This window comes from Anabaena sp. PCC 7108 (genome assembly GCF_000332135.1).
In the GTDB taxonomy this organism is placed as follows: domain Bacteria; phylum Cyanobacteriota; class Cyanobacteriia; order Cyanobacteriales; family Nostocaceae; genus Anabaena.
In genome coordinates, this window is sequence record NZ_KB235896.1 from 3,035,951 (window position 1) to 3,056,134 (window position 20,184).

Genomic DNA, 20,184 nt, shown 5'->3' on the forward strand with positions numbered 1-20,184 from the left:
GGATCTTATTTTTTTTAGTTTATGCTGCCTTACTACCGTTGTTACTAAGTAATTTTTGGTAAAATAGCATACTCTTTTTAAGAACTTTTTGGTAAATCAGAAGTGATGTACTGAAGTATACCACTTTCTTAGACACTAGAGTTTATACTTATTCAATAATCTCAATATATCTCCTAACTTTATAGCTTAAATTGTGCGGACATGAATTTAATTTAGGTTGGTATCTGGCCAGAAAACCAAAAATTTACGGAAGTTTAAATTCCCGTTTCGATAATTGTTGCAGTGCATTGGCATAAGTAAGATTGTATTGCAATGGGGTAATACTGATGTAGTTTTCACGGATAACCTGGACATCCGTAGGAATGTTTAACGGTAAATTCAACTCTGTGGGCGGTTCTATGTCCTCCACCACCTCTCCTGTTAACCAGTAGTAAGTTTTTCCTCGTGGATCTACTCTTTTGTTAAAAACATCAACGTAGCGGCGCACTCCCTGGCGAGTAAAAGTGACACCTGCAATTTCTTCCGATGGGATGGGAGGAATATTGACGTTCAGCAACATCAAGCCTGGAAGAGGTTCTGCTACTAGTTGATCAACTAAGATTTTGGCAAAGTTCGCAGCTGGGTGAAAGTCTTTGTGTGTATGACTGGTTAAACTTAAGGCAATGCTGGGAATGCCTTCGATCACACCTTCCATTGCGGCTGAAACAGTTCCAGAGTAAAGAATTTCTGTTCCTAAATTGGCACCTTGATTAATGCCTGATAGCACTAGGTCAGGAGGAGAATCTAATAATGCCCATAATGCCAATTTTACACAATCGGAAGGTGTACCATCACAAGCCCATGCTTTGATGGCTGGATGAAAAAGTGATTCAACCATTTCGGCGCGAATTGGTTGATGTAAGGTTAGTCCGTGTCCTGTTGCTGATCTTTCTCGATCTGGGCAAACGACTGTAATCTCATGACCCGCTGCTGCCAAGCAGTTAGCTAAGGTACGGATACCCGGTGCGTAAATGCCGTCATCGTTGCTAATTAGTAATTTCATACTTCGATATTCATCAGTTAAGGGTCGCTTGTCAGTGTCTGCGGTCACAAGTAAAGAATAAAAAATACCTCTAAACTGCTAAAAAGAGAAATAGTCTAGTTTATTAATGGCACATTACAAAGCTTATTTCTTCTCCAGTCCATAACTTTGGACTATAGACTATTAAAGAGGTAACAGGGAACAGGGGGTTTCAAATAGGGTTTCATAGTCCACCTGAAACCTGCCACGAAAGTGAAGGTACAGGAAATAGGAAATTTTGTTCTCTGTTCTCTATTCGCTGTTCCCTTTTTTGATGAGTAATAACTAAAGATAATGACCAATGACTAGCAATTTAGAGGATCAACTTTTAGCATTGCGCCAAGAAGGAGAAGCAGCGATCGCATCTGCTGATACCCTGGAACGCCTGGAAGAACTGCGAGTTAACTATTTGGGCAAAAAAGGTCAATTGGGTGCGCTGTTACGCAGCATGGGACAAATGAGTGCGGAGGAGCGTCCCAAAATTGGCGCGATCGCTAATACAGTTAAAGAAGCTATCCAAAACTCTCTTGACCAACAACGCACCATTTTAGAATCTGCTCAAATTGAAGCACAGCTAGAGTCTGAAACTTTAGATGTGACTATGCCCGGTATTTACCGTCCCCAAGGTCGCATTCATCCCCTCAATGGTATCATTGACCAAGCTTTGGATATCTTTGTCGGTATGGGTTACACCGTAGCCCAAGGATCGGAGATGGAAACAGATTACTACAATTTTGAGGCTCTTAATACTCCTCAAGACCATCCAGCCCGTGATATGCAGGATACTTTCTATTTACCAGATGGTAATTTGCTACGGACTCATACTTCATCGGTGCAAATTCGCTACATGGAAAAGGAAGAACCACCGATTAAAATTGTCGCCCCAGGACGAGTTTATCGAAGAGATGATGTAGATGCAACTCACTCGGCAGTTTTCCATCAAATTGAATTGTTAGCTGTTGATGAAGGGCTAACTTTTACAGATTTGAAAGGTACTGTGAAGATATTTTTACAAGCGATGTTTGGTGATTTACCAATTCGTTTCCGTGCTAGTTATTTCCCCTTTACCGAACCTTCTGCGGAAGTTGATTTGCAGTGGAATGGCCGCTGGTTGGAAGTCATGGGTTGCGGTATGGTTGACCCCAATGTACTTAAATCAGTAGGTTATGATCCTGAAGTTTATAGTGGTTTTGCTGCTGGTTTTGGTGTAGAACGTTTTGCAATGGTTTTACATCAAATTGATGATATTCGCCGTTTGTATAATAGCGATTTGCGCTTTTTACAGCAATTTTAACGTAGGGGCGGGGTTTCCCCGCCCTTGATAATTCTTTGAAATGAACCAACGATTTCAGTTCAGAATCAATCATGACAGAACTTACTTGGCAAAAAGTTTTACAGGCGCAGCAACAAGACTTTATTCAAAGATTAAAACGTATTTTAGAATCTTTGATATTCTGATATAAAGTTACTGCATATAAATGTTGAAATTGTTAAAATTCTAACTCTTTAGAAATTGTTTCTAAAGGAATCCTTTCTATATTTCTTCTCAATAGTTAGAAAATTCAATCTCCCCTCACTATTTGTCATATTTATCCCGAAACTTTTTCAGGGTAGTTTTGAGTTTTCCCTTGAGTTGTGGAGGATTTTCCATTACAGACATAAATAAATCTCTATCACGACTTGATAAAACTAGTCTTTCATGAGAATCTATTTCCTGTCTAGCAATGGGAAGCAGATGAGAAAGAGTATACGCACTCAAGGAAACTCCTTTAAGGGCTGCTGCTTGTTCTAAGAGTTCTTTTTGCTCTTGTGTAACCCTCAAGTCAAGTCTACTGTCTTTGGGTGAAGAGGTTTCTAACATCTTGGCGATTTAGCGAACATCCTGAATTTAGATTATAGCATTTTAGGCGTACAATAATGTACACACAAATAAAATTTTATTGCGCCAGTCTACCATTGTTTTAAGATACAAAGTGAGCGATACCAACTGACTAATTTTTGCAATTATCACAATGTCCACAACGCCAAGGGTGGGGAGACCCCACCCCTACGTCTTGACTAAAACCAAAAGCATTTAACAAAAATTGCCAACGACACTTTTTAGTATTCAAATATTCACTCATTTGTTTAGCAGCTTGTAATTGCATTTGTGGCTGACTTCCAGAGTTTCTAGAAATCGCATAATGAAAAGGATCAAGCCACTGCAATTGTCCAGTACTATGAAGTAAAGAAAGCGCCGTTGCAGCATCAGGAAATTGTCGCGTTACAGATGTTACTTCTCCTTGTTTTGGTAACTTTTTCACTAACTGTTGGGCTTTTTGTTGTTGCTTAAACATTTGTTCTTGAAAAAACTGCTGTCTTTGTTTATCTTCAGCATCTAAAAATCCGGTCGGTTCACTGATTAAAGTTAACGCTTCTGCTGGTTTTCCATCTCTTCCAGCACGTCCCATTTCTTGCACATATTCAGATAGCAAATGTGGTGCATGAAAATGAATCACCCACCGCACATCACTTTTATTAATCCCCATTCCAAAGGCACAGGTACACACTACAAAGGGTATTTTTCCACCTAACCAACTTGCTTCTACTGCGCGTCTTTCTGTCGCACCTAATCCTGCATGATAACTAGCAGTATTAAATCCTATCTCTGTTAACCACTCGGCTAAATCCTCGCTATCTTTCCGAGTGCGGACATAAATTAAACCTGTTTGATTTAGTCGATTTTGAATAAATTTTAATAATTGTTGTTTTCTTCCTTTTGGTGTCCAAGCAATACGAATACTAAGATGTAAATTATTACGGTAAGGATTAAGTTTAAAACTATCAGGTTGCTGTAATTGTAAAACTGTAGAGATAATCTTTTGGGCTGAAGGATCAGCCGTTGCTGTAAAAGCTGCTAAACTAATTTTAGTTCCTGGTGGTTTTGATTTTAATAACGCTGGACGAACTGCACCTAATCTGCGATAAGCTGGACGAAATGTATCACCCCATTGTACTAAACAATGAGCTTCATCAAGGATAATTCCATTAATTTGTAATTGGGGATGAGATAATCTTTCCCAAACTGGAGGACTTAGTAAAGTTTCTGGTGATAAATATAATAATCTTAATTGTTGTTTTTCTAAAGCTTGCAAAGTTGCACGACGTTGGGATGTAGATAATTCACTATGTAAAAGTGCTGCTTTTTGATTTTGCTGTTTGAGTTCTTCAACTTGGTTTTCCATTAGTGCTACTAAGGGAGAAACTACTAAAGTTAATCCGGTTTTTAGCAGTGCGGGAAGTTGAAAACAAATTGATTTTCCCCCACCTGTAGGCATAATAATTAATGCGTCTTTTTGGGATAATAAACTCTTGACAATTTCTCCCTGTGGTGGACGAAAATCATCATAACCCCAGATTTGTTTTAATGCTGTTTTTATTTCTTTTAATGAAGTGTTACTGGAAATATTCATATTAAAATTATCAACTAAATTAGGAGAAATAAAATCTCATCTATATATTTGTAATTTTATAAGTAAGGGTTTAGCAATGCTAAACCCCTACCATATATATTAAGAATGAAATGGACAACCACCTGCGGTTAATTTTTGCAAAAAGGCATTATTATCAAAATAATGCTCTAAAGATTCTATTTTTACATCTTCCGTCACACGAGCAATACTCATACCCGTGATTTCTATTGTTTCCCCTGTGGGTGCATAATCTTTATATGTGCCAGTAAATGTTCCCCAATGTCGCCATTTAAAGGTAACGTTAGGAGGTCCAGATAGCACTTCTGTTAACTCCCACAAAAAGCCATTAGGAAAGGCTTTGTGAAATAATTCAAATGAAGATTCAAAGGTTTCAGCCGCAGGACAATAATGCTGGTTGTCAACTATAAATAAGTTATAAGTTCCTTCCTTAACAACTTCTTGTGCAGTGTATTGTTGTCCGCCGTTGCTACTCATTCTAAACTTATCTGCAACAATAGAAAGCCACTGTTCAGGATTCAGTTTATGAGAAGCTTCCATTTCAAAGGTGCGAACTAAGTTTTGAGCGATCGCTTCTAATGAACCTTCTGGATGGTTGTATTTACTTTCTTTATGCAAATATTCATTAGTGAAAGAATAGTCTGGCTTTTGTCCTTCTCGCCATTGTACACCCTCATCATGGGATAGCACTACTTCTCTATCTTGCACCCAAAGCGGTAATTCCGTGGTTTTATCGGTACTCATTAACTTTATACTGACCAAAAACAGCTTTTAGCAGTATAAACTGTTTTGGTAGCAAATTTAATCATACTTAAATATTTTATGTAATAAAATTGCTAATCAATCTTAAAAGCATAGTATATGGATATTTTTTAGAGTCATCGAAACTTGCCTTTATGCGGAAATCTGATTAACGCCTACTTGATAAATTACCTGTTCTCGAACTGAATTCGCAGCGGCTACAGCTATTTCTTCCCAATCACTATTTAATAGTAAAATATTCAAAAGCGACTTTAATACGTCCCGATTAGATATAAATTCTTCAACATTATATAATTCATCTTGCTTAAGAATTTCTTGCAGTGCTGATAAAGCTACAGGTTCAGGTAATTGTAGTCTTTGAATCAAGCATTTCTGTGCTACTTCTAAAGCTGTTTTTTCTCCTATACCTAAATTCCATTCTTTTAGGAGTAACCACAATTCTCGGTTGAGTGATACGCGCAACTGTGTCAATCTTCCAAACATTCCAGGATTTTGCAATAAAGCGGGAATTGCTAAACCCCAATCTAATCCTGCTGTTACGTCACAGTCGGTTTCATCTTCAATTTGAATTGCTTCTTGGAGAGATGCTGGGTTAAAAAGTAAATTAATAGCTGTTGCTACATTTTGATTATTATTCATAATAATTTCGCTCATTATTCTTGTAGTCGTAACATACCATATTCAAAGTATGTAAGATTCTCGTATTCTTCATCAATACCAAGATTGAGCATATTTTGGTTTTCATAAAATCGTTCCGCAGTTGGAAGTGAATGTAGTCGTAGTCCAATTCTTCCACCATAACCTAACTCTACACTTCTGAGTCGTGCATATCTCAATAATGCAGTCCCTACACCTTTATATCGTGGTGGACGTTGTATTTCTTTACGATTCCAAGGAGCAGAGGTAATGTACTGAATATATACTAATCTTTGCCCAATTGCAGAGCGTGAACCGTGTAATTGAGTTTCCATCATCATTAACCCTTGAGTACAACCTTCAGATTCCAGTGCATACCCTTCTTGGTTGTCTTGTTTGGTAATATATCCCAGTTTAAATAACCAATCCCAAAACTTATCTTCTGCTTGAAAAACTCGCAACTGTTCGCGCCATAAGTTTTCATAATCATGGATGTGCTTTTGAGATAATTCAATAAGATTGGCGTTAACTGGTGAGTTATCTGTACCTCGATTTAATTGAATTTGTAGCTGCACTAATACACCTTTTTATATTTTTATTAGAAGTTAAGTTTATTGCTGAATATGGTTTTGTGGCGTATCTAAAAACATAATTTAATCTTATTGAATAAGCAACTAAATATACTCCTTTTATAGACGACCGTGTATTATTTAAAGAAATTCCTTTAATGCAATTAATTTCCGAACAGATTATCTTATGCACTAGTAATAAATTCAAAATATAATAAATATTAATTATTAATCACAAGTTCAGCAAATAACATGGAAGAATTATTAGAACTCAGACAACTTCTAGAACAAGGTAAAATTCCTGAAGCTTTACTATTGGTGGATGAATTAGAAGAAATGAGCCTCAGTGATAAAATCAATAAAATTGATAGTTACGGCGTAATTCTACTTATTCATTTAATTAAACAAAAAGCTGAAAAACGTTCTACCCGTTCTTCGGAAATATCTATTGAAAATGCAGTGAGAGAAATCAATAAAATTAACAAACGCCGCAAATCTGGTGGTGTTTACTTGAATCAAACAGAATTATTGGAAATTCTCCAACAAGGATATCAAGTATCACTAAAAAGAGCGGCGCTAGAAGCTTATGAGGGACGTTATGAAACTGAAGAATTAGCAGCTATGGTAGAAGAACAAGAAGTATTAAGTCATGCTTTGGAATTAATTCAAAAATAGATATCTGGTGGTAAATAATGTAGAGACGTTTCATGAAACGTCTCTACACCTTCTATGCTGTCACCTCTTCCTTGGCTTGTTGTTGCAATGCTGCATACAACCTATTCAGTGCATTTACGTAAGCCTGAGCTGATGCCACAATGATATCGGTGTTGGCTGCATGACCTGAAAAAACACGCGATTCATATTTCAAGCGGATGGTTACTTCCCCAAGAGCATCAATTCCTCCTGTAACCGATTGTACAGAGAATTCAATCAAGTCGTTAGGTACATTCACCACCCGATTGATGGCTTTATAAACTGCATCTACTGGGCCTGTACCGATAGCTGCATCGGTTAATTCTCCCCCGTCGGGGGTGCGAAGAGTAACTGTAGCCGTGGGTTTGGCGTTGCTACCGCAAGAAACCTGAACTAACTCTACCTGAAACAAAGCAGGTGATTGTTGGATTTCATCGTTAACAATGGCTTCCAAATCCCAATCTGAGATTTCTTTCTTTTTATCCGCTAATTCTTTGAATCTGACGAAGGCTTTATTTAATTCGGTTTCTGACAGTTCAAAGCCCAATTCTTTCAAGCGAGTACCAAAAGCATTTCTCCCAGAATGTTTGCCCAAGACAATTTGATTGTCTGTCAAACCAATCAATTGAGCATCCATAATCTCATAGGTGAGCTTGTTTTTCAAGACTCCATCTTGGTGAATACCAGACTCGTGTGCAAAGGCATTAGCCCCGACAATGGCTTTATTTGGTTGCACCAACATTCCCGTTAAGCTAGAAACAAGACGTGAAGTTTTATAAATTTGTTTGGTGTCAATATTTGTCAGGGGTGCTTCGGAATTTTCAGACCGTCCTAAGAAGGGGTTAAAGTATTGTCTGCGGACGTGCAGTGCCATGACCAATTCTTCTAAAGCCGCATTTCCTGCCCGTTCACCAATACCGTTGATGGTACATTCTAATTGCCTTGCACCATTTTTAACGGCTTCTAAGAAGTTAGCAACAGCTAAACCTAAATCGTTATGGCCGTGAACGGAAATAATGGCTTGGTCGATGTTGGGGACATTTTCGATAATGCCTTTAATCATGTCCCCAAATTCGCTGGGTGTGGTGTAACCTACGGTGTCAGGAATGTTAACTGTTGTTGCACCAGCTGCGATCGCTCTCTCTAATACTTGATAAAGGTATTCTGGATCAGTACGAGCCGCATCCATTGGTGAAAATTCGACATCATCCATGAAGGATTTAGCATAGGCTACCATTTCCTCTGCGATCGCTAACACTTCTGCTCTTGACTTCCGCAGTTGATACTCTAAGTGAATATCAGAAGTAGAAATAAAGGTGTGAATTCTGCCATGAACTGCTGGTTTTAATGCTTCTGCTGCCGCTTCGATATCTGCTTTAATTGCCCTAGCCAAACTACAAATTACAGGGCCATCTTCTGTACCTATAGTTTGGGCAATTTTCTTAACTGCCTCAAAATCTCCAGGACTTGCAAAGGCAAAACCAGCTTCAATAATATCCACACCCAGACGCGCTAATTGCTTGGCAATAATCAGCTTTTCGTCAATGTTTAATGTCGCTCCTGGACACTGTTCTCCATCTCGCAGTGTCGTATCAAAAATGATAATTCTGTCTGCTTGATTCCTCATTTGTTTTTTGTTTCGGGTTGTTTAGTTTTGATTGTGAGCTTAAAATACCTTGAAACTTATTTTTTAACTCTTGGCTTTGTAAATAATTGTTAATTTTACTAACCTTCCGTTTTTTCTATTTGGTCTCTAATATCATTCAAGTCTATATATCTATCAGTAGCATTACGTAACTCTCTAGCTATCATTCCTTCTGTCGATACAACTGTTATATGCGTATTTTTTGAGCGTAATAGTTCTATAGCTCTTTCAAAATCGCCATCTCCGCTGAATAAGACAACTCTGTCATACTGGTCTACTGTATTAAACATATCTACAACAATTTCAATATCTAAATTCGCTTTTTGCGAGTAACGACCAGAGACATCATCATAGTATTCTTTGAGAATTTTAGTGCGTACTGTATATCCCAGGCTAATTAGCGCATCTCGAAAACCACGTTGATCTTGTGGATCTTTTAATCCCGTGTACCAGAAAGCATTAATCAATGTCGTTTCTGATTGCTCGTTTTTGAAGTATTCTAACACTCGTCGCGGGTCAAAAAACCAGCCATTTTTTTGTTGAGCATAGAACATATTGTTTCCATCTACAAAAATAGACAGACGATTCATTGGAGAACCCATAGAAATTTACACCTAAATAATAGATAAGAATGTAAGATGGAAGAATAGATTATAGCAATTCTTAATTGTCAAAGTCGCTAATATCTATAAAAGGTAGTTTTCATGTATAGCTTTTATCTTACCTCTGTCAAAGCAGAAAGTTCGCTAAAACATTAAATTTGAGAGACTTATAACTAAACCTGTTTAACCTCCAACTATTTCAAAGATGCCCTGTGATCAAAATCTACCAATAAAATTGACTCCTTAACAGCATTCCGATCTGCATATCAATCAAGTTTACTCCTAAAGAGGTATAGCATAGGTATTTAGGTAGAATTTAGGCTGATACCGATCAATATATTTTCTCATTAACCGCAGGAATTATTTACTGGTACGTATTAATATTTAAGCGGAGAGAGAAGACTCTCTGGCAGAGTGTCCTAGTATAACCTTGTTCACAAGCCATCTTTTACCTACACGCTGCCAAAACAAATTATACGGGTTAGTGATAGGAGAATCAAAGTTTCTTTTCCTCCTCCTGTTCAATTGGTTAAGTTTAATACTAAAGGAGGATAGAATCTAGCTGTCTTCAATTGCAAAGGTGAAATCAGGTTAGTTCATATCTTTACAACAATTAGAGATAGGACTCTAGTCAGACAGATAGTTTAGCCGTATTTGTATAAAGAGCGTTTGAGGTTAAATGTACTTATGCAAGTTTAGTAATAATTAAAGCATATTTCACAAATATATAATATTTTTACTGAAGTTTTATGTCAAATCTTGGCCTGATAAATGTGCAGCCCATAACCACATTATCACCAAGTTGATAATGTCGGGTGTGAGTTCAGTAGTTTTAGATATAATTTTTAATACACCAAACAAGTATGGTGATGCAGATAATCACCAATTTCCCAAGGTTTTTGTCGAGTGACAGATGAGAAGTGACAAAGACAAATCAATGAAAAAATAGTAATATTTCTTTACATCTATAGGAATAGTAATACGATATTCACGATTTTCTGAACTTGTCAATCGAATACGGCTACCTGTTTGATGAACAACAACATCTCCTAATTTACTTAAAGCTTTAGTAAGTTCATCCTCTTATCTCCAAAAAGATGTAGACAAATCGATTAGAGGACAATTTTACTCCAAAAAGATAATGATAATGAACACCATCTTTAATTAATTCTTGTAATTATTTAAGACTATCAGCTTGAGTAAAAATTGATGCTTTTATTCTATTTTCACTCATAATTTATTTTTTTAACCAATTACTGCGAACGAGGGACAGCTATAAGGAAAGACAAAGGATAAAATTATCTTTATCCTTTATCAGACAATCTACAGCACAACTTTATTAGCTAACATTTGGATGATGCGCGGAATACTCGGATCAAATCCTGATAAATCCCAAGACAAAGGATCTTTTGGATCTACTAAAGTAATCTGGTAAGGCGTTAAAGTCACATAAACCGCCTTCACATGAGGATTGATCTTTTTCCGGTATTCCTGCAAAGCTTGACTAGGATGCTTATTACCTGCCCAGCTTTCCGAGTCAGTCCAAAAGCAGACAACATCAGCCTTCAACTTATTCTTAATCATCCAGTCATAAGCCACAGCAGCATCAGTTCCGCCAAAGTTTTGATTACTAGCTTTACGAACCGCAGAACTAAAACTATCCTTTGCAGTAATTTCTAAATCTTTAAACTGAGTAGAAAAACCGCGAATCTCATAATTTTTCTCAGCCTTAGCTGTCACTAACGCCATTGTCGTGGCGATTTCACAGCAACTCAAACCCATATCTGCAACCAAGCTACCCATAGAACCAGAAATATCTACGGCGTGCATGAACACTTTACCAGTCGGTTCTACAACTTCAAAAGACAATTCCACCGCTTTTTCTAAAATGTCCACAATGCGAGATACTGGTTGCCATGTTTTCTGACTGCGTCCTAAACTACCTCCAGATTGATAAGTTTTGAGGGCTTTCAAAACGTCAATAGGATGAATTCGACCTTTTCGCAGATGTTCTTGGTTATTCAGAACTGCTTCCACACGCTGCAAATTCGCGGTTTCATCAGCCCGCAAAACCTCCAATTGAGTCAAAGAACCTAAATTCCGCAACATTGCCCCAATCGGCATTTCTTGAAATAGCAAATTCCAAGCTTGCTTATCCATTTTGCCCACAGGTGCAGCCATTTCATGGGTTAAGCGTCCTTGAGAAATCGCTGTGTGAGTTTCGCTGGGGTTACGCTTCAGCCATTCATACCACCAAATCTGCGCTAACGCATCTGAGGGGATATCTGCTGGTAATTCTTCCCAACCTTTCACCACCCACTCAAATAATTGACGGTGATTTTCTGTAGGTGGGTTGACGTGAAACAACCGCAAAGCATCACGGTGAGTAAAACCTTGACGTTGTTGATATTTCAAAAGTTGATAAGCCAATCCTTTGACATCTTCCCGTGAAAGCCAATTTTTCCCGGCTTCGCGGATAACTTTACCGAAACCCCGCAGAGATTTGGTGTAGTTCAACCATTCATAGAAATGGCTACCAGTGCGGACAACTTGGGGGAAGATTTCACCAAATGCCTTTTTAGCTTCTGGTGTTTCACCCATTGATAGCAATACCAAAGCTAGAATAGGCGCACTGTTATTGATGGCGCGACCATCACTAGCATAGAGAATTTCTTCGGCTACGCGGCCAGGATTTTCGGCAACGGCTTCGGTGACAACATTAGCAAAATCTTCTGTTAATTCCTGTTTACCAGCGTAGTACGTGCTTTTTGCTGTGCCTATCAATAAACACCGACGCAGCATTTTCCAAATACCAGCATCGAACATATAGCCGCCACTACGTCCTTTGATCATCTCAGTTTCCCGTCCGGGAATAGGCTGATTTTGAGGTGTAGTATTTTTGTTTTTAGTAAAGAAGTTGTAATTCATGGCTTCTTCTCCCGGCCTTTTCAGGCAATTTTAAGATTCCACAAAGTGGAAGGTGGTGGAGCAGGATTTGAACCTGCGAATGTTTTTCAACGATAACCCTCAATTCGTCGGCCTTTGCAGGCAAGGTTGTGAATAAGGATATAAAATGCCTTACCACTTGGCTACCCACCACATGATGAATTTTGGATGAAATTGAAGTTTGGCGCGGGAAGCAGGATTTGAACCAGCGACCTTTAAAGTGACGATAACCCTTAGTAAGTCGGCCTTTGCAGGCAAGTTTGTTAACCAAGGAATATGGGTTTTACCCCGTTTAACGCTCTACCAAACTGAGCTATTCCCGCACGTAAAATAAGTCAACAATCAAAATTAATTGGGTGGTGGAGCGGGATTTGAACCCGCGAATGCTCGTTCTTTAAACGATAACCCTCATTCGTCGGCCTTTGCAGGCAAGGTATGAAAAAGGATGTTAAGCGCCTTGAACCACTTGGCTACCCACCACCTAAAAAATCCAAAATTGTTTTGGGTGTAGCGGAGCAGAAATTTAGTCTGCATCTCCGGGATTTTAATCAAGGGTATTTAATGTTATTACGATAACCCTCGATAAGTCGGCCTAAAAAGGCAAGGTGGGCGCTCTGACGTTTGAGCTATCCGCTACAGTGAAAGCTAACTCCTTTGGGAATGTCGCTTGTAGTATTACAGTAGTATATGTATTTTTAGTTGTCAAGGGGATAGAAAAAATTCTTTTCTTGGTGTCACGCGCCACTTTTTCCCTATGTAAATGGCTTTTGCCGAATAATGGCTGATATTTTTGCCAAAAAATACAAACAAATGTCCAAATTTTTGCCAAGATATAAATATTATTTTGTAAAAATTCACTTGGCAAAAATCAGCATGAGTGAAAAAGCCATAGAAAATTACGGGAAAAGTTTTCTCGTTCTAATTTTGCCGATATCGTTTTTGATTGTTTTCTTGATCAATACCTGGAGAATTTTACTGCTAATCTTAGGGCTACTGATAGCCTTAAACCTTTGGCAGCAATATAAATGGGAAAAGTGGTGTGATCAAGTTAACCCGCTTTTTTATCAGTTAATTCGGGAAAACCAGGGAAAAATTACACCGATGGATTTGGCAATCAAGGGTGATTTTTCTGGGACGGTGGCAAAACGCTATTTAGATAGTAAATCTAAAGAATTTGGCGCTAGTATCTTGGATTCTGAAAAGGAGAGTCCGTCTTACTACTTCATAACTGCCAGTATTCTGGGCGATATACTTGATAGTAGTGAGCCAGTAGAAAAACTTCCATCTCGACTGGTGACTAATGTTGCTCGTTCTTTTTTGACACCACCGGAAACAATTTCCCAGGAAGAGGAAATACAAACCGCAACCGAATTATTACCCGAAACTAGCCATGAGGAAGTTAAAAAACCTCTGGAAGAACAGTTAGTTTTTGGTTCACTTATTCAATCTGAACTAGCTAAAAGGCTAAGTGTTTATTCCAGTACGGTTTATAAACGGCGTAATGACCCTGATTTTCCAGAATGGAGTCGCAGCCGTGATCCTGATGGAATTGCTTGGTCTTATTCTCGTAAGTCTAAGGAGTTTTTCCCTGTGGAAGAATAAGAGGCAGGAAAGAAAATTTTAGATTTTAGATTTTAGATTTTAGATTTTAGATTGGAGTTAATTCAATACAATCCAAAATCCAAAATCCGAAATCCGAAATCTAAAATCGAATCACCTATTACCAATGCCTATAGCTTGACTGATGGAGGTTAAGCCGTTTTCTTCTAATTTGGTTAACAACCCGGTGAGGATGCGGCGTACCATCATTGGTCCTTCATAAATCCAGCCTGTATAAACTTGGATGAGGCAAGCACCGGCTGTGATTTTTTCCCAAGCATCCTCAGCGGTAAATATGCCACCTACGCCAATGATGGGGATTTCTCCTTGGGTTTGCTGGTAAATAAAGCGAATTACTTCTGTAGAACGTTGCCGCAATGGCGCTCCGCTAATTCCCCCTGCTTCTTCTTGGGGGGATTTACCAGTTTGATCAATTACTTGGGTTTTTAGTCCTTCACGGCTAATTGTGGTGTTGGTGGCAATAATTCCAGCTAGTTTGTAGGTTTTGGCCAGATGAATAATATCAGCGATCGCTTCCCATTCTAAATCTGGTGCTATCTTCACAAACAAAGGCTTTTGTGAATTATTTTCTGTTTGTAATACATCCAATATTTGACTGAGCATCGCCGCATCTTGGAGCGATCGCAATCCTGGTGTATTCGGAGAAGAAACATTAACCACAAAATAATCACCCAAATCCTTGAGTAAGCGAAAGCTCTCTAGATAATCTGCGGCTGCTGCTACCAATGGTGTTATCTTAGACTTACCCAAATTTATGCCTATAGGCACTGAGCGAGTTAATTCTTGCTGACCTGATTCTAATCTAGCGGCCATTGCTGCCGCACCAGAGTTATTAAAGCCCATGCGGTTGAGAGCGGCTTGATCTAATGGTAAGCGAAACAAACGGGGAGGAGGATTTCCTGGTTGTGCATGATATGTGACAGTACCCAGTTCAGCAAAGCCAAAACCAAAACTAGACCAGATACCTGCCGCTAGGCCATCTTTATCAAAACCAGCGGACAAACCTACAGGATTAGGGAAATTTAGCCCAAACAGATTTTGTTCTAAAGTTGTATTATCTAGGCACAAAGCCTTTTGTAGTCTGTTATTTAACCAGCTAACAGAAGGATGATAGCTTGCTTTTGACAGCCAGCTACAACTGCGAATAGTTTGCTGGTGTAACCACTCTGGATCTGTTTTGACCAAAGTGAATAAAAAAGGATTAATTACTGCTTGATAAATATCCAAACTAGGTTAACATCTACCAATTATTAACAAATGCCAGATTAAGTAGGTAAGCACAATAAAACCAAACTGTGTAAAGAAAAGTAAACAAGGATTAAACCCTTTTTCCCCCTGCCCCTGCCTTATCCCAACGACAATTTTTAACGTTAACCTGCTTAATCTAACTTTTTGCTGATCATTATAAATATATTACTACAACTTATGTCAACAGATAATCAGATGGGGCAGCCAAATAAACCTCTATCAGCCGAACAACAAATCCTGTTGTTGTTCCAAGTTCTCCAAAAACTTAGAGAAGAGGATAATGTTGACGTTCTCATCAAAACTACCATTACTTATCTTCAAGAGCAGTTTGACTACCAATTGATTTGGATTGCTGTTTATAATCAGGCAAATAAAACGTTGTATGGGAAAGGTGGTATTACGCCTGATGGTGACACAAGTTATTTACAAAGAGCAGTTGTATTAAATCCAGGGAATTTATTAGAGTCAGCAGTAACAGAACTGCGTCCTGTGGGCATAGCTAATTTACAACAAGAATCCCGCGCCCCAGAATGGCAAGAAGTAGCCATAAAATATAAGATCCAGGGAGCAATTATTTTACCAATTCGCTATAAAGATAGATGTTTAGGATTAGTGTTAATTGCTTCACGGCGTTGGGGGTATTTACTGAGTGGAGAAGCCAGAGCAAGACTATTGATAGTTCTAGGTGAACTGGGAGTAATACTTAATTACAAGGACAACACTTGGCAGCAACAGCAAAGCCCAAATACTACCGAGCAATTATTAAAACTGTTAGAAAATTTACGCTCCCTTAGCAACTTCAATAAAAAGCTAGAAACAGCAGTTAATGCAACCCATAAATTTATTTCCCCCTCCCGGACAAATATTTACTGGTTTGAACGGGAAAAACATTACTTCTGGTGTCGGATGAGCAGTCAGCTGGTTAGCATGAGTAGTAGTTTACGCACTCAGCCAGCCTCCGCAGGGATCACAGTACAGGAGTTAGGTGATGCTTATTTGAGTTTAGTAGTTAATGAAGTAGTCTGGATTAGTGAATCGAGCAGTTCCCTCAAAAGTAACTTGCCAGATAAACTACTGCAACGTTTAGGTGTGCGATCGCTCTTAGCCGCACCGATTATTTGGCAAAAAGACCTACTGGGCTTTGTGGCGGTGGAAAATACTAAAGCGCAAGTTTGGACTCAAGCAGATAAAAATTTTGTCCAAGGTGCAGCTGGGTTACTTTCCTTAGTTACTCGCACCGATGACATTGAAAACAGCACCAGACAAATTCAACAAGATCACCAACTGACTAAGCAAATTACCCAAGCTATTTATCAAGAGCAAGACCTACCAGAAATTTTATACCCTTGCGCCAAAATTATTATAGAGCGACTAGCTGCAACACAATTTTTACTTTTACAGTACCAACCCAACCAAAATACTTATCAAGTTCTTTACCAAAGTGCCGTCAAAAATCGCCGAACTTGGAAATTGAATCTTACCGCTCTCCCAGAAGTAGATTTGCAAATGTTGCACAATGCAACGCAAGCATTAGAGATTGAAAATTTAGATGCAGATTTACCCTGGTTTAGCTGGCGCTCTCAGTTACTAGAAAATGGTGTGCGATCGCTTTTGATCTGCAACTGTATTCCAAGTCATACACCACAAATACTTTTGGTCATTACTCACGAAACTCATCGGTCTTGGACAACTCAAGAAAAAGAATTACTGTGGTTCCTCAGTCAGCAAATAGGTATCATAATTCGTAATTGGCAGTTACGTATAATTAAGCAACAACAGGAAAAAATTTCTCAGACATTCAAACAATACCCCAGCATTCTGATGCAAGCTGAAAGTGGGACAATTGAAACAACAGCCCTCAAATACATCGCAACTGTTTTGGAATGTCCACTGGCTATCATCTTGTCCTGGTCTCCTGGTCAGGAATGGGCAACTATTATCCCAGGGGTAATGACTGATAATCAGTTTGAGATTGTTGCCAATACTCCTATTTCCATTGAGAGAGATGTTCTGATCGAGTTGGCATTGGCACATAATAGTTACGTGATTTTCAAAGCCTATGATTTACCAGCAGCAACTAGGCAATGGTTAACTATCTCTGATAGAGGTCAAATTTTGGTGATGGCATTACGTACTACTGCCGATTCTCAACCCATAGGTATAGTATTGCTGGCAGATTATGCGGAAAAAACATGGTCAGATATCAATCTCAGTGTGGCCGCAACTCTAGTTTCTCAATTAGCTTGGTGGCAAAATCAACAACAAATCATTCAAAGTCTAGAGTCCAGTAGTGAGGGATTGCGAGAACTTAACTGGTATAAACATCGACGTTTAGAAGAAGTTCGCAGAATGTTGACTCAGACGCTCACAAAGATTCATGATTTAGGTATTCCGGGTAATGAATTGACTCAAATGCGCTACAAGCTGTTACTACGGCAGTTAGACTATATCACCAATTCTATGACTGGAGTAATTAAACAGGAACAATGGCAGCTACACATTAGTTGGGAAACAATGTCAATTTCCAGTTTATTGAAGCGGGCAATTGAACGGGTAGATACTTTGGTAAAACAACAACAGATGTGGATAGGTGTACATGGTTTAACACAACCGACGGAACAAGTTACAGCAGCCAAAAGCTCTTCATTATCGGGAGAACCGATCACGGCCTCGAATTCATCTCCATTAGCTACATCTGGGGATATTGTTAAAATAGAATTCGTTGTCCATGAATTATTATTGGCTGCCTGTAAACGTTCTCCCATTGGTGAAAGAATTGATATCTGGTGTAATCAGTTAGATGAGCGATCGCTAGAACTGTCAATTACAGATCATGGCTTCATTGATCCACACCTATTGGCAGAATTAAGCCAAAATGGAAATAAGAATATACTTGGTTCTTTAAACCTCAACCAACCACCTGGTTTACATTTGTTAATTTGCAAAAATCTCATCCAACAGTTAGGAGGAGAATTGCAAATATATCAGTTACCAGATCATCGAGTCGTGAGCCGCTTAGTTTTGCCTTTAGCTCCTGGTAATTCTGAGGGCAACACTGTAGGAAATACTTCTCCACTTAGTCAGTAGCAGCGTTGAATAACATCAATTCACTTAATTCAAGCTACAAATCAATCTCCGCGTCTTCAGTTTTTTTAATAACAAATTCTCAATATGGGACGTAACATTGCTAAATCTGATCTGCCTGAAAAAATTTGTGTAGTCTGTCAACGTCCCTTTAGTTGGCGCAAAAAATGGGAAGATTGTTGGGATGAGGTAAAATACTGCTCAGAACGTTGCCGTCGTCGTCGTTCTCAGGCTAAAAATGAAACGAATCAAAGTTAAAATTAGACAAACGTAATTAAATGACTTTACAAGTAATACCTAAATTAATTATTCATGGTGGGGCTGGTAGTTCTCTGCAAGGGAAGGGTGGATTGGAGGCCGTCAGGCGATCGCTCTACACTGTCATCGAAGAGGTCTATTCTCTCCTTTTAGCAGGTGCTACAGCCTCAGCAGCCGTCGTGCGCGGTTGCCAAATGTTGGAAGATAATCCCCGTTTTAATGCTGGTACAGGTTCAGTACTTCAATCTGATGGGCAAATTCGCATGAGTGCTTCCCTAATGGATGGGACATCAGGGCGGTTTAGCGGTGTAATTAATGTTTCACGGGTAAAAAACCCCATTGAGTTGGCGCAATTTTTACAAACCTCTCCAGATAGGGTTTTGTCTGATTACGGTTCATTGGAGTTATCACGAGAGCTGCAAGTTCCTACCTACAATGGTTTAACTGATTTACGCTTGCAAGAATGGATACAAGAACGCCAAGATAACTTTAAAAGCACTATGGCTGGAGTAGTCGCTGAACCAGAACTAGCAGAAACCAGTAATGCGGGACGGGGTACAATTGGTGTAGTCGCTTTAGATGGCTATGGTAAATTAGCCGCTGGTACTTCCACAGGTGGTAAAGGCTTTGAGCGCATTGGGCGAGTCAGTGATTCTGCTATGCCTGCTGGTAATTATGCTACAAGTAATGCTGGTGTCAGTTGTACTGGCATTGGCGAGGATATCATTGATGAGTGTTTAGCTGCTAAAATTGTCATCCGTGTTAGTGATGGAATGTCTTTGCAAGAGGCAATGTTGCGCTCATTTACCGAAGCTAGTAAGAATGCACGGGATTTAGGGGCGATCGCACTTGATGCCACTGGGGCGATATCCTATGGTAAAACCAGCGAGATATTACTTGCTGCTTACCAGAATGGCGATACAATCGGCGATACTTTGGAATGGAATGATGGCGAGTTGATTGGTTATTGTTGAATTAGTTATCAGAAAAAAGGCTGAAAACCCCGAAATGAATCCCTAAAAACTTTTTGGGGTGTAAACCTGTCGTCTAATGGCGAGTCTATGAATGTAGAATCCCCTCGCCTTTAGGCAGGGGAGTGTCAACAGAGAATGAATAATACTGTGTGATTTTTACATTCATCCGAATTTATGCTGTGAAAAATAGTATACTTTCCTCGGCTCTTGTATTACTCATTCAAATTGGTAAAGCTTTTATGTTGAGTCCTGTAGCAACAATCACCATCTTTCAAAAACAACCTAATCCTCAAGTATTCCCACTAGGTGAAACCATCTTTGAAGAAGGACAGCTTGGTGGTTCTATGTATGGCATTCTGGATGGAGAAGTTGAGATATTAGTTAATGGCAAAATAGTGGAAACAATTGCAGCAGGTGAAGTTTTTGGTACTGCAGTACTAGTAGGAATCAAAAATAGAACCTATACAGCGAAAGCTAAAACTGACTGCAAACTTGCTTTTTTGAATGAACAAGGATTTCTCTTCGCTGTTCAGGAAACACCCATGTTTGCCATACAGGTGATGAAAAGTTATTCAGAGCGTCTTAGCCGCTTGCAACATATTATCTAAAATTTAATT

At 38.9% G+C, this 20,184-nt stretch carries 17 protein-coding genes and 3 tRNA genes; 7 read left to right on the forward strand and 13 right to left on the reverse strand.

Translation table 11 applies throughout. The features are described from left to right. Positions 1–244 precede the first annotated feature (244 nt). Entirely contained in the window at positions 245–1,042 is a 798-nt protein-coding gene (surE, locus tag ANA7108_RS0114365) for a 5'/3'-nucleotidase SurE (RefSeq protein ID WP_026104193.1), read from the reverse strand. A 319-nt stretch (positions 1,043–1,361) separates the two neighbouring features. Between surE and pheS the strand changes: the two genes are divergently transcribed. Next, a complete protein-coding gene (gene pheS / locus ANA7108_RS0114370; RefSeq protein ID WP_016951494.1) occupies positions 1,362–2,354 on the forward strand; it encodes a phenylalanine--tRNA ligase subunit alpha in 993 nt (330 codons plus the stop codon). 282 nt (positions 2,355–2,636) lie between these two features. On the opposite strand, the gene ANA7108_RS0114380 is transcribed toward pheS, so the two are convergent. From ANA7108_RS0114380 to ANA7108_RS0114400, 5 genes are all read right to left on the reverse strand, one after another. After that, positions 2,637–2,921: a DUF1778 domain-containing protein gene (locus tag ANA7108_RS0114380; protein ID WP_016951496.1), complete on the reverse strand. Its 285-nt coding sequence runs from the start codon at positions 2,919–2,921 to the stop codon at positions 2,637–2,639. A gap of 130 nt (positions 2,922–3,051) precedes the next feature. After that, positions 3,052–4,512, reverse strand: a complete 1,461-nt coding sequence (locus ANA7108_RS0114385; protein ID WP_016951497.1) for an ATP-dependent DNA helicase RecQ — start codon at positions 4,510–4,512, stop codon at positions 3,052–3,054. A gap of 99 nt (positions 4,513–4,611) precedes the next feature. Continuing rightward, complete coding sequence (locus ANA7108_RS0114390) at positions 4,612–5,274, reverse strand: ester cyclase (RefSeq protein WP_016951498.1); 663 nt, start codon at positions 5,272–5,274, stop codon at positions 4,612–4,614. Between the two features lie 150 nt (positions 5,275–5,424). Further along, the gene (locus tag ANA7108_RS0114395) at positions 5,425–5,931 is read right to left on the reverse strand and encodes a hypothetical protein (RefSeq protein ID WP_026104194.1); all 507 of its coding nucleotides are present in this window, start codon (positions 5,929–5,931) and stop codon (positions 5,425–5,427) included. Between the two features lie 14 nt (positions 5,932–5,945). Continuing rightward, the gene (locus ANA7108_RS0114400; RefSeq protein ID WP_016951500.1) at positions 5,946–6,503 is read right to left on the reverse strand and encodes a GNAT family N-acetyltransferase; all 558 of its coding nucleotides are present in this window, start codon (positions 6,501–6,503) and stop codon (positions 5,946–5,948) included. Between the two features lie 246 nt (positions 6,504–6,749). Here ANA7108_RS0114400 and ANA7108_RS0114405 point away from each other — a divergent pair, with 246 nt between their 5' ends. Continuing rightward, positions 6,750–7,172: a DUF29 family protein gene (locus ANA7108_RS0114405; protein ID WP_016951501.1), complete on the forward strand. Its 423-nt coding sequence runs from the start codon at positions 6,750–6,752 to the stop codon at positions 7,170–7,172. Positions 7,173–7,224: 52 nt separating this feature from the next. Here ANA7108_RS0114405 and ANA7108_RS0114410 read toward each other — a convergent pair whose 3' ends face one another. The 6 genes from ANA7108_RS0114410 to ANA7108_RS30220 all read right to left on the reverse strand — a co-directional run bounded on the left by ANA7108_RS0114410 (position 7,225) and on the right by ANA7108_RS30220 (position 12,863). After that, on the reverse strand, positions 7,225–8,817 hold the full coding sequence (locus ANA7108_RS0114410) for a 2-isopropylmalate synthase (RefSeq protein ID WP_016951502.1): 1,593 nt from the start codon (positions 8,815–8,817) through the stop codon (positions 7,225–7,227). Between the two features lie 98 nt (positions 8,818–8,915). Continuing rightward, the gene (locus ANA7108_RS0114415; protein WP_016951503.1) at positions 8,916–9,437 is read right to left on the reverse strand and encodes an NYN domain-containing protein; all 522 of its coding nucleotides are present in this window, start codon (positions 9,435–9,437) and stop codon (positions 8,916–8,918) included. 1,323 nt (positions 9,438–10,760) lie between these two features. Then, entirely contained in the window at positions 10,761–12,365 is a 1,605-nt protein-coding gene (locus ANA7108_RS0114420; protein WP_016951504.1) for a TROVE domain-containing protein, read from the reverse strand. Between the two features lie 52 nt (positions 12,366–12,417). After that, positions 12,418–12,536, reverse strand: a tRNA-OTHER gene (locus tag ANA7108_RS30210). 29 nt (positions 12,537–12,565) lie between these two features. Then, positions 12,566–12,706, reverse strand: a tRNA-OTHER gene (locus tag ANA7108_RS30215). Between the two features lie 30 nt (positions 12,707–12,736). After that, a tRNA-OTHER gene (locus ANA7108_RS30220) sits at positions 12,737–12,863 on the reverse strand. A 393-nt stretch (positions 12,864–13,256) separates the two neighbouring features. On the opposite strand from ANA7108_RS30220, the gene ANA7108_RS0114430 reads away from it, so the two are divergent. Further along, positions 13,257–13,985: a hypothetical protein gene (locus ANA7108_RS0114430; RefSeq protein ID WP_026104195.1), complete on the forward strand. Its 729-nt coding sequence runs from the start codon at positions 13,257–13,259 to the stop codon at positions 13,983–13,985. Between the two features lie 111 nt (positions 13,986–14,096). On the opposite strand, the gene ANA7108_RS0114435 is transcribed toward ANA7108_RS0114430, so the two are convergent. Continuing rightward, positions 14,097–15,230: a quinone-dependent dihydroorotate dehydrogenase gene (locus tag ANA7108_RS0114435; protein WP_016951507.1), complete on the reverse strand. Its 1,134-nt coding sequence runs from the start codon at positions 15,228–15,230 to the stop codon at positions 14,097–14,099. Between the two features lie 216 nt (positions 15,231–15,446). Between ANA7108_RS0114435 and ANA7108_RS27385 the strand changes: the two genes are divergently transcribed. The 4 genes from ANA7108_RS27385 (at position 15,447) to ANA7108_RS0114455 (ending at position 20,175) form a co-directional block, all read left to right on the forward strand. Then, positions 15,447–18,338 (forward strand): GAF domain-containing protein, encoded by a 2,892-nt coding sequence (locus ANA7108_RS27385; protein ID WP_042491060.1) that lies wholly within the window; start codon positions 15,447–15,449, stop codon positions 18,336–18,338. 84 nt (positions 18,339–18,422) lie between these two features. Further along, positions 18,423–18,593, forward strand: coding sequence for a DUF2256 domain-containing protein (locus ANA7108_RS28890; protein ID WP_016951509.1), 171 nt, complete (start codon positions 18,423–18,425; stop codon positions 18,591–18,593). A gap of 20 nt (positions 18,594–18,613) precedes the next feature. Then, entirely contained in the window at positions 18,614–19,567 is a 954-nt protein-coding gene (locus ANA7108_RS0114450) for an isoaspartyl peptidase/L-asparaginase (RefSeq protein ID WP_016951510.1), read from the forward strand. A 239-nt stretch (positions 19,568–19,806) separates the two neighbouring features. Then, a complete protein-coding gene (locus ANA7108_RS0114455; RefSeq protein ID WP_026104196.1) occupies positions 19,807–20,175 on the forward strand; it encodes a cyclic nucleotide-binding domain-containing protein in 369 nt (122 codons plus the stop codon). Positions 20,176–20,184 lie beyond the last annotated feature (9 nt).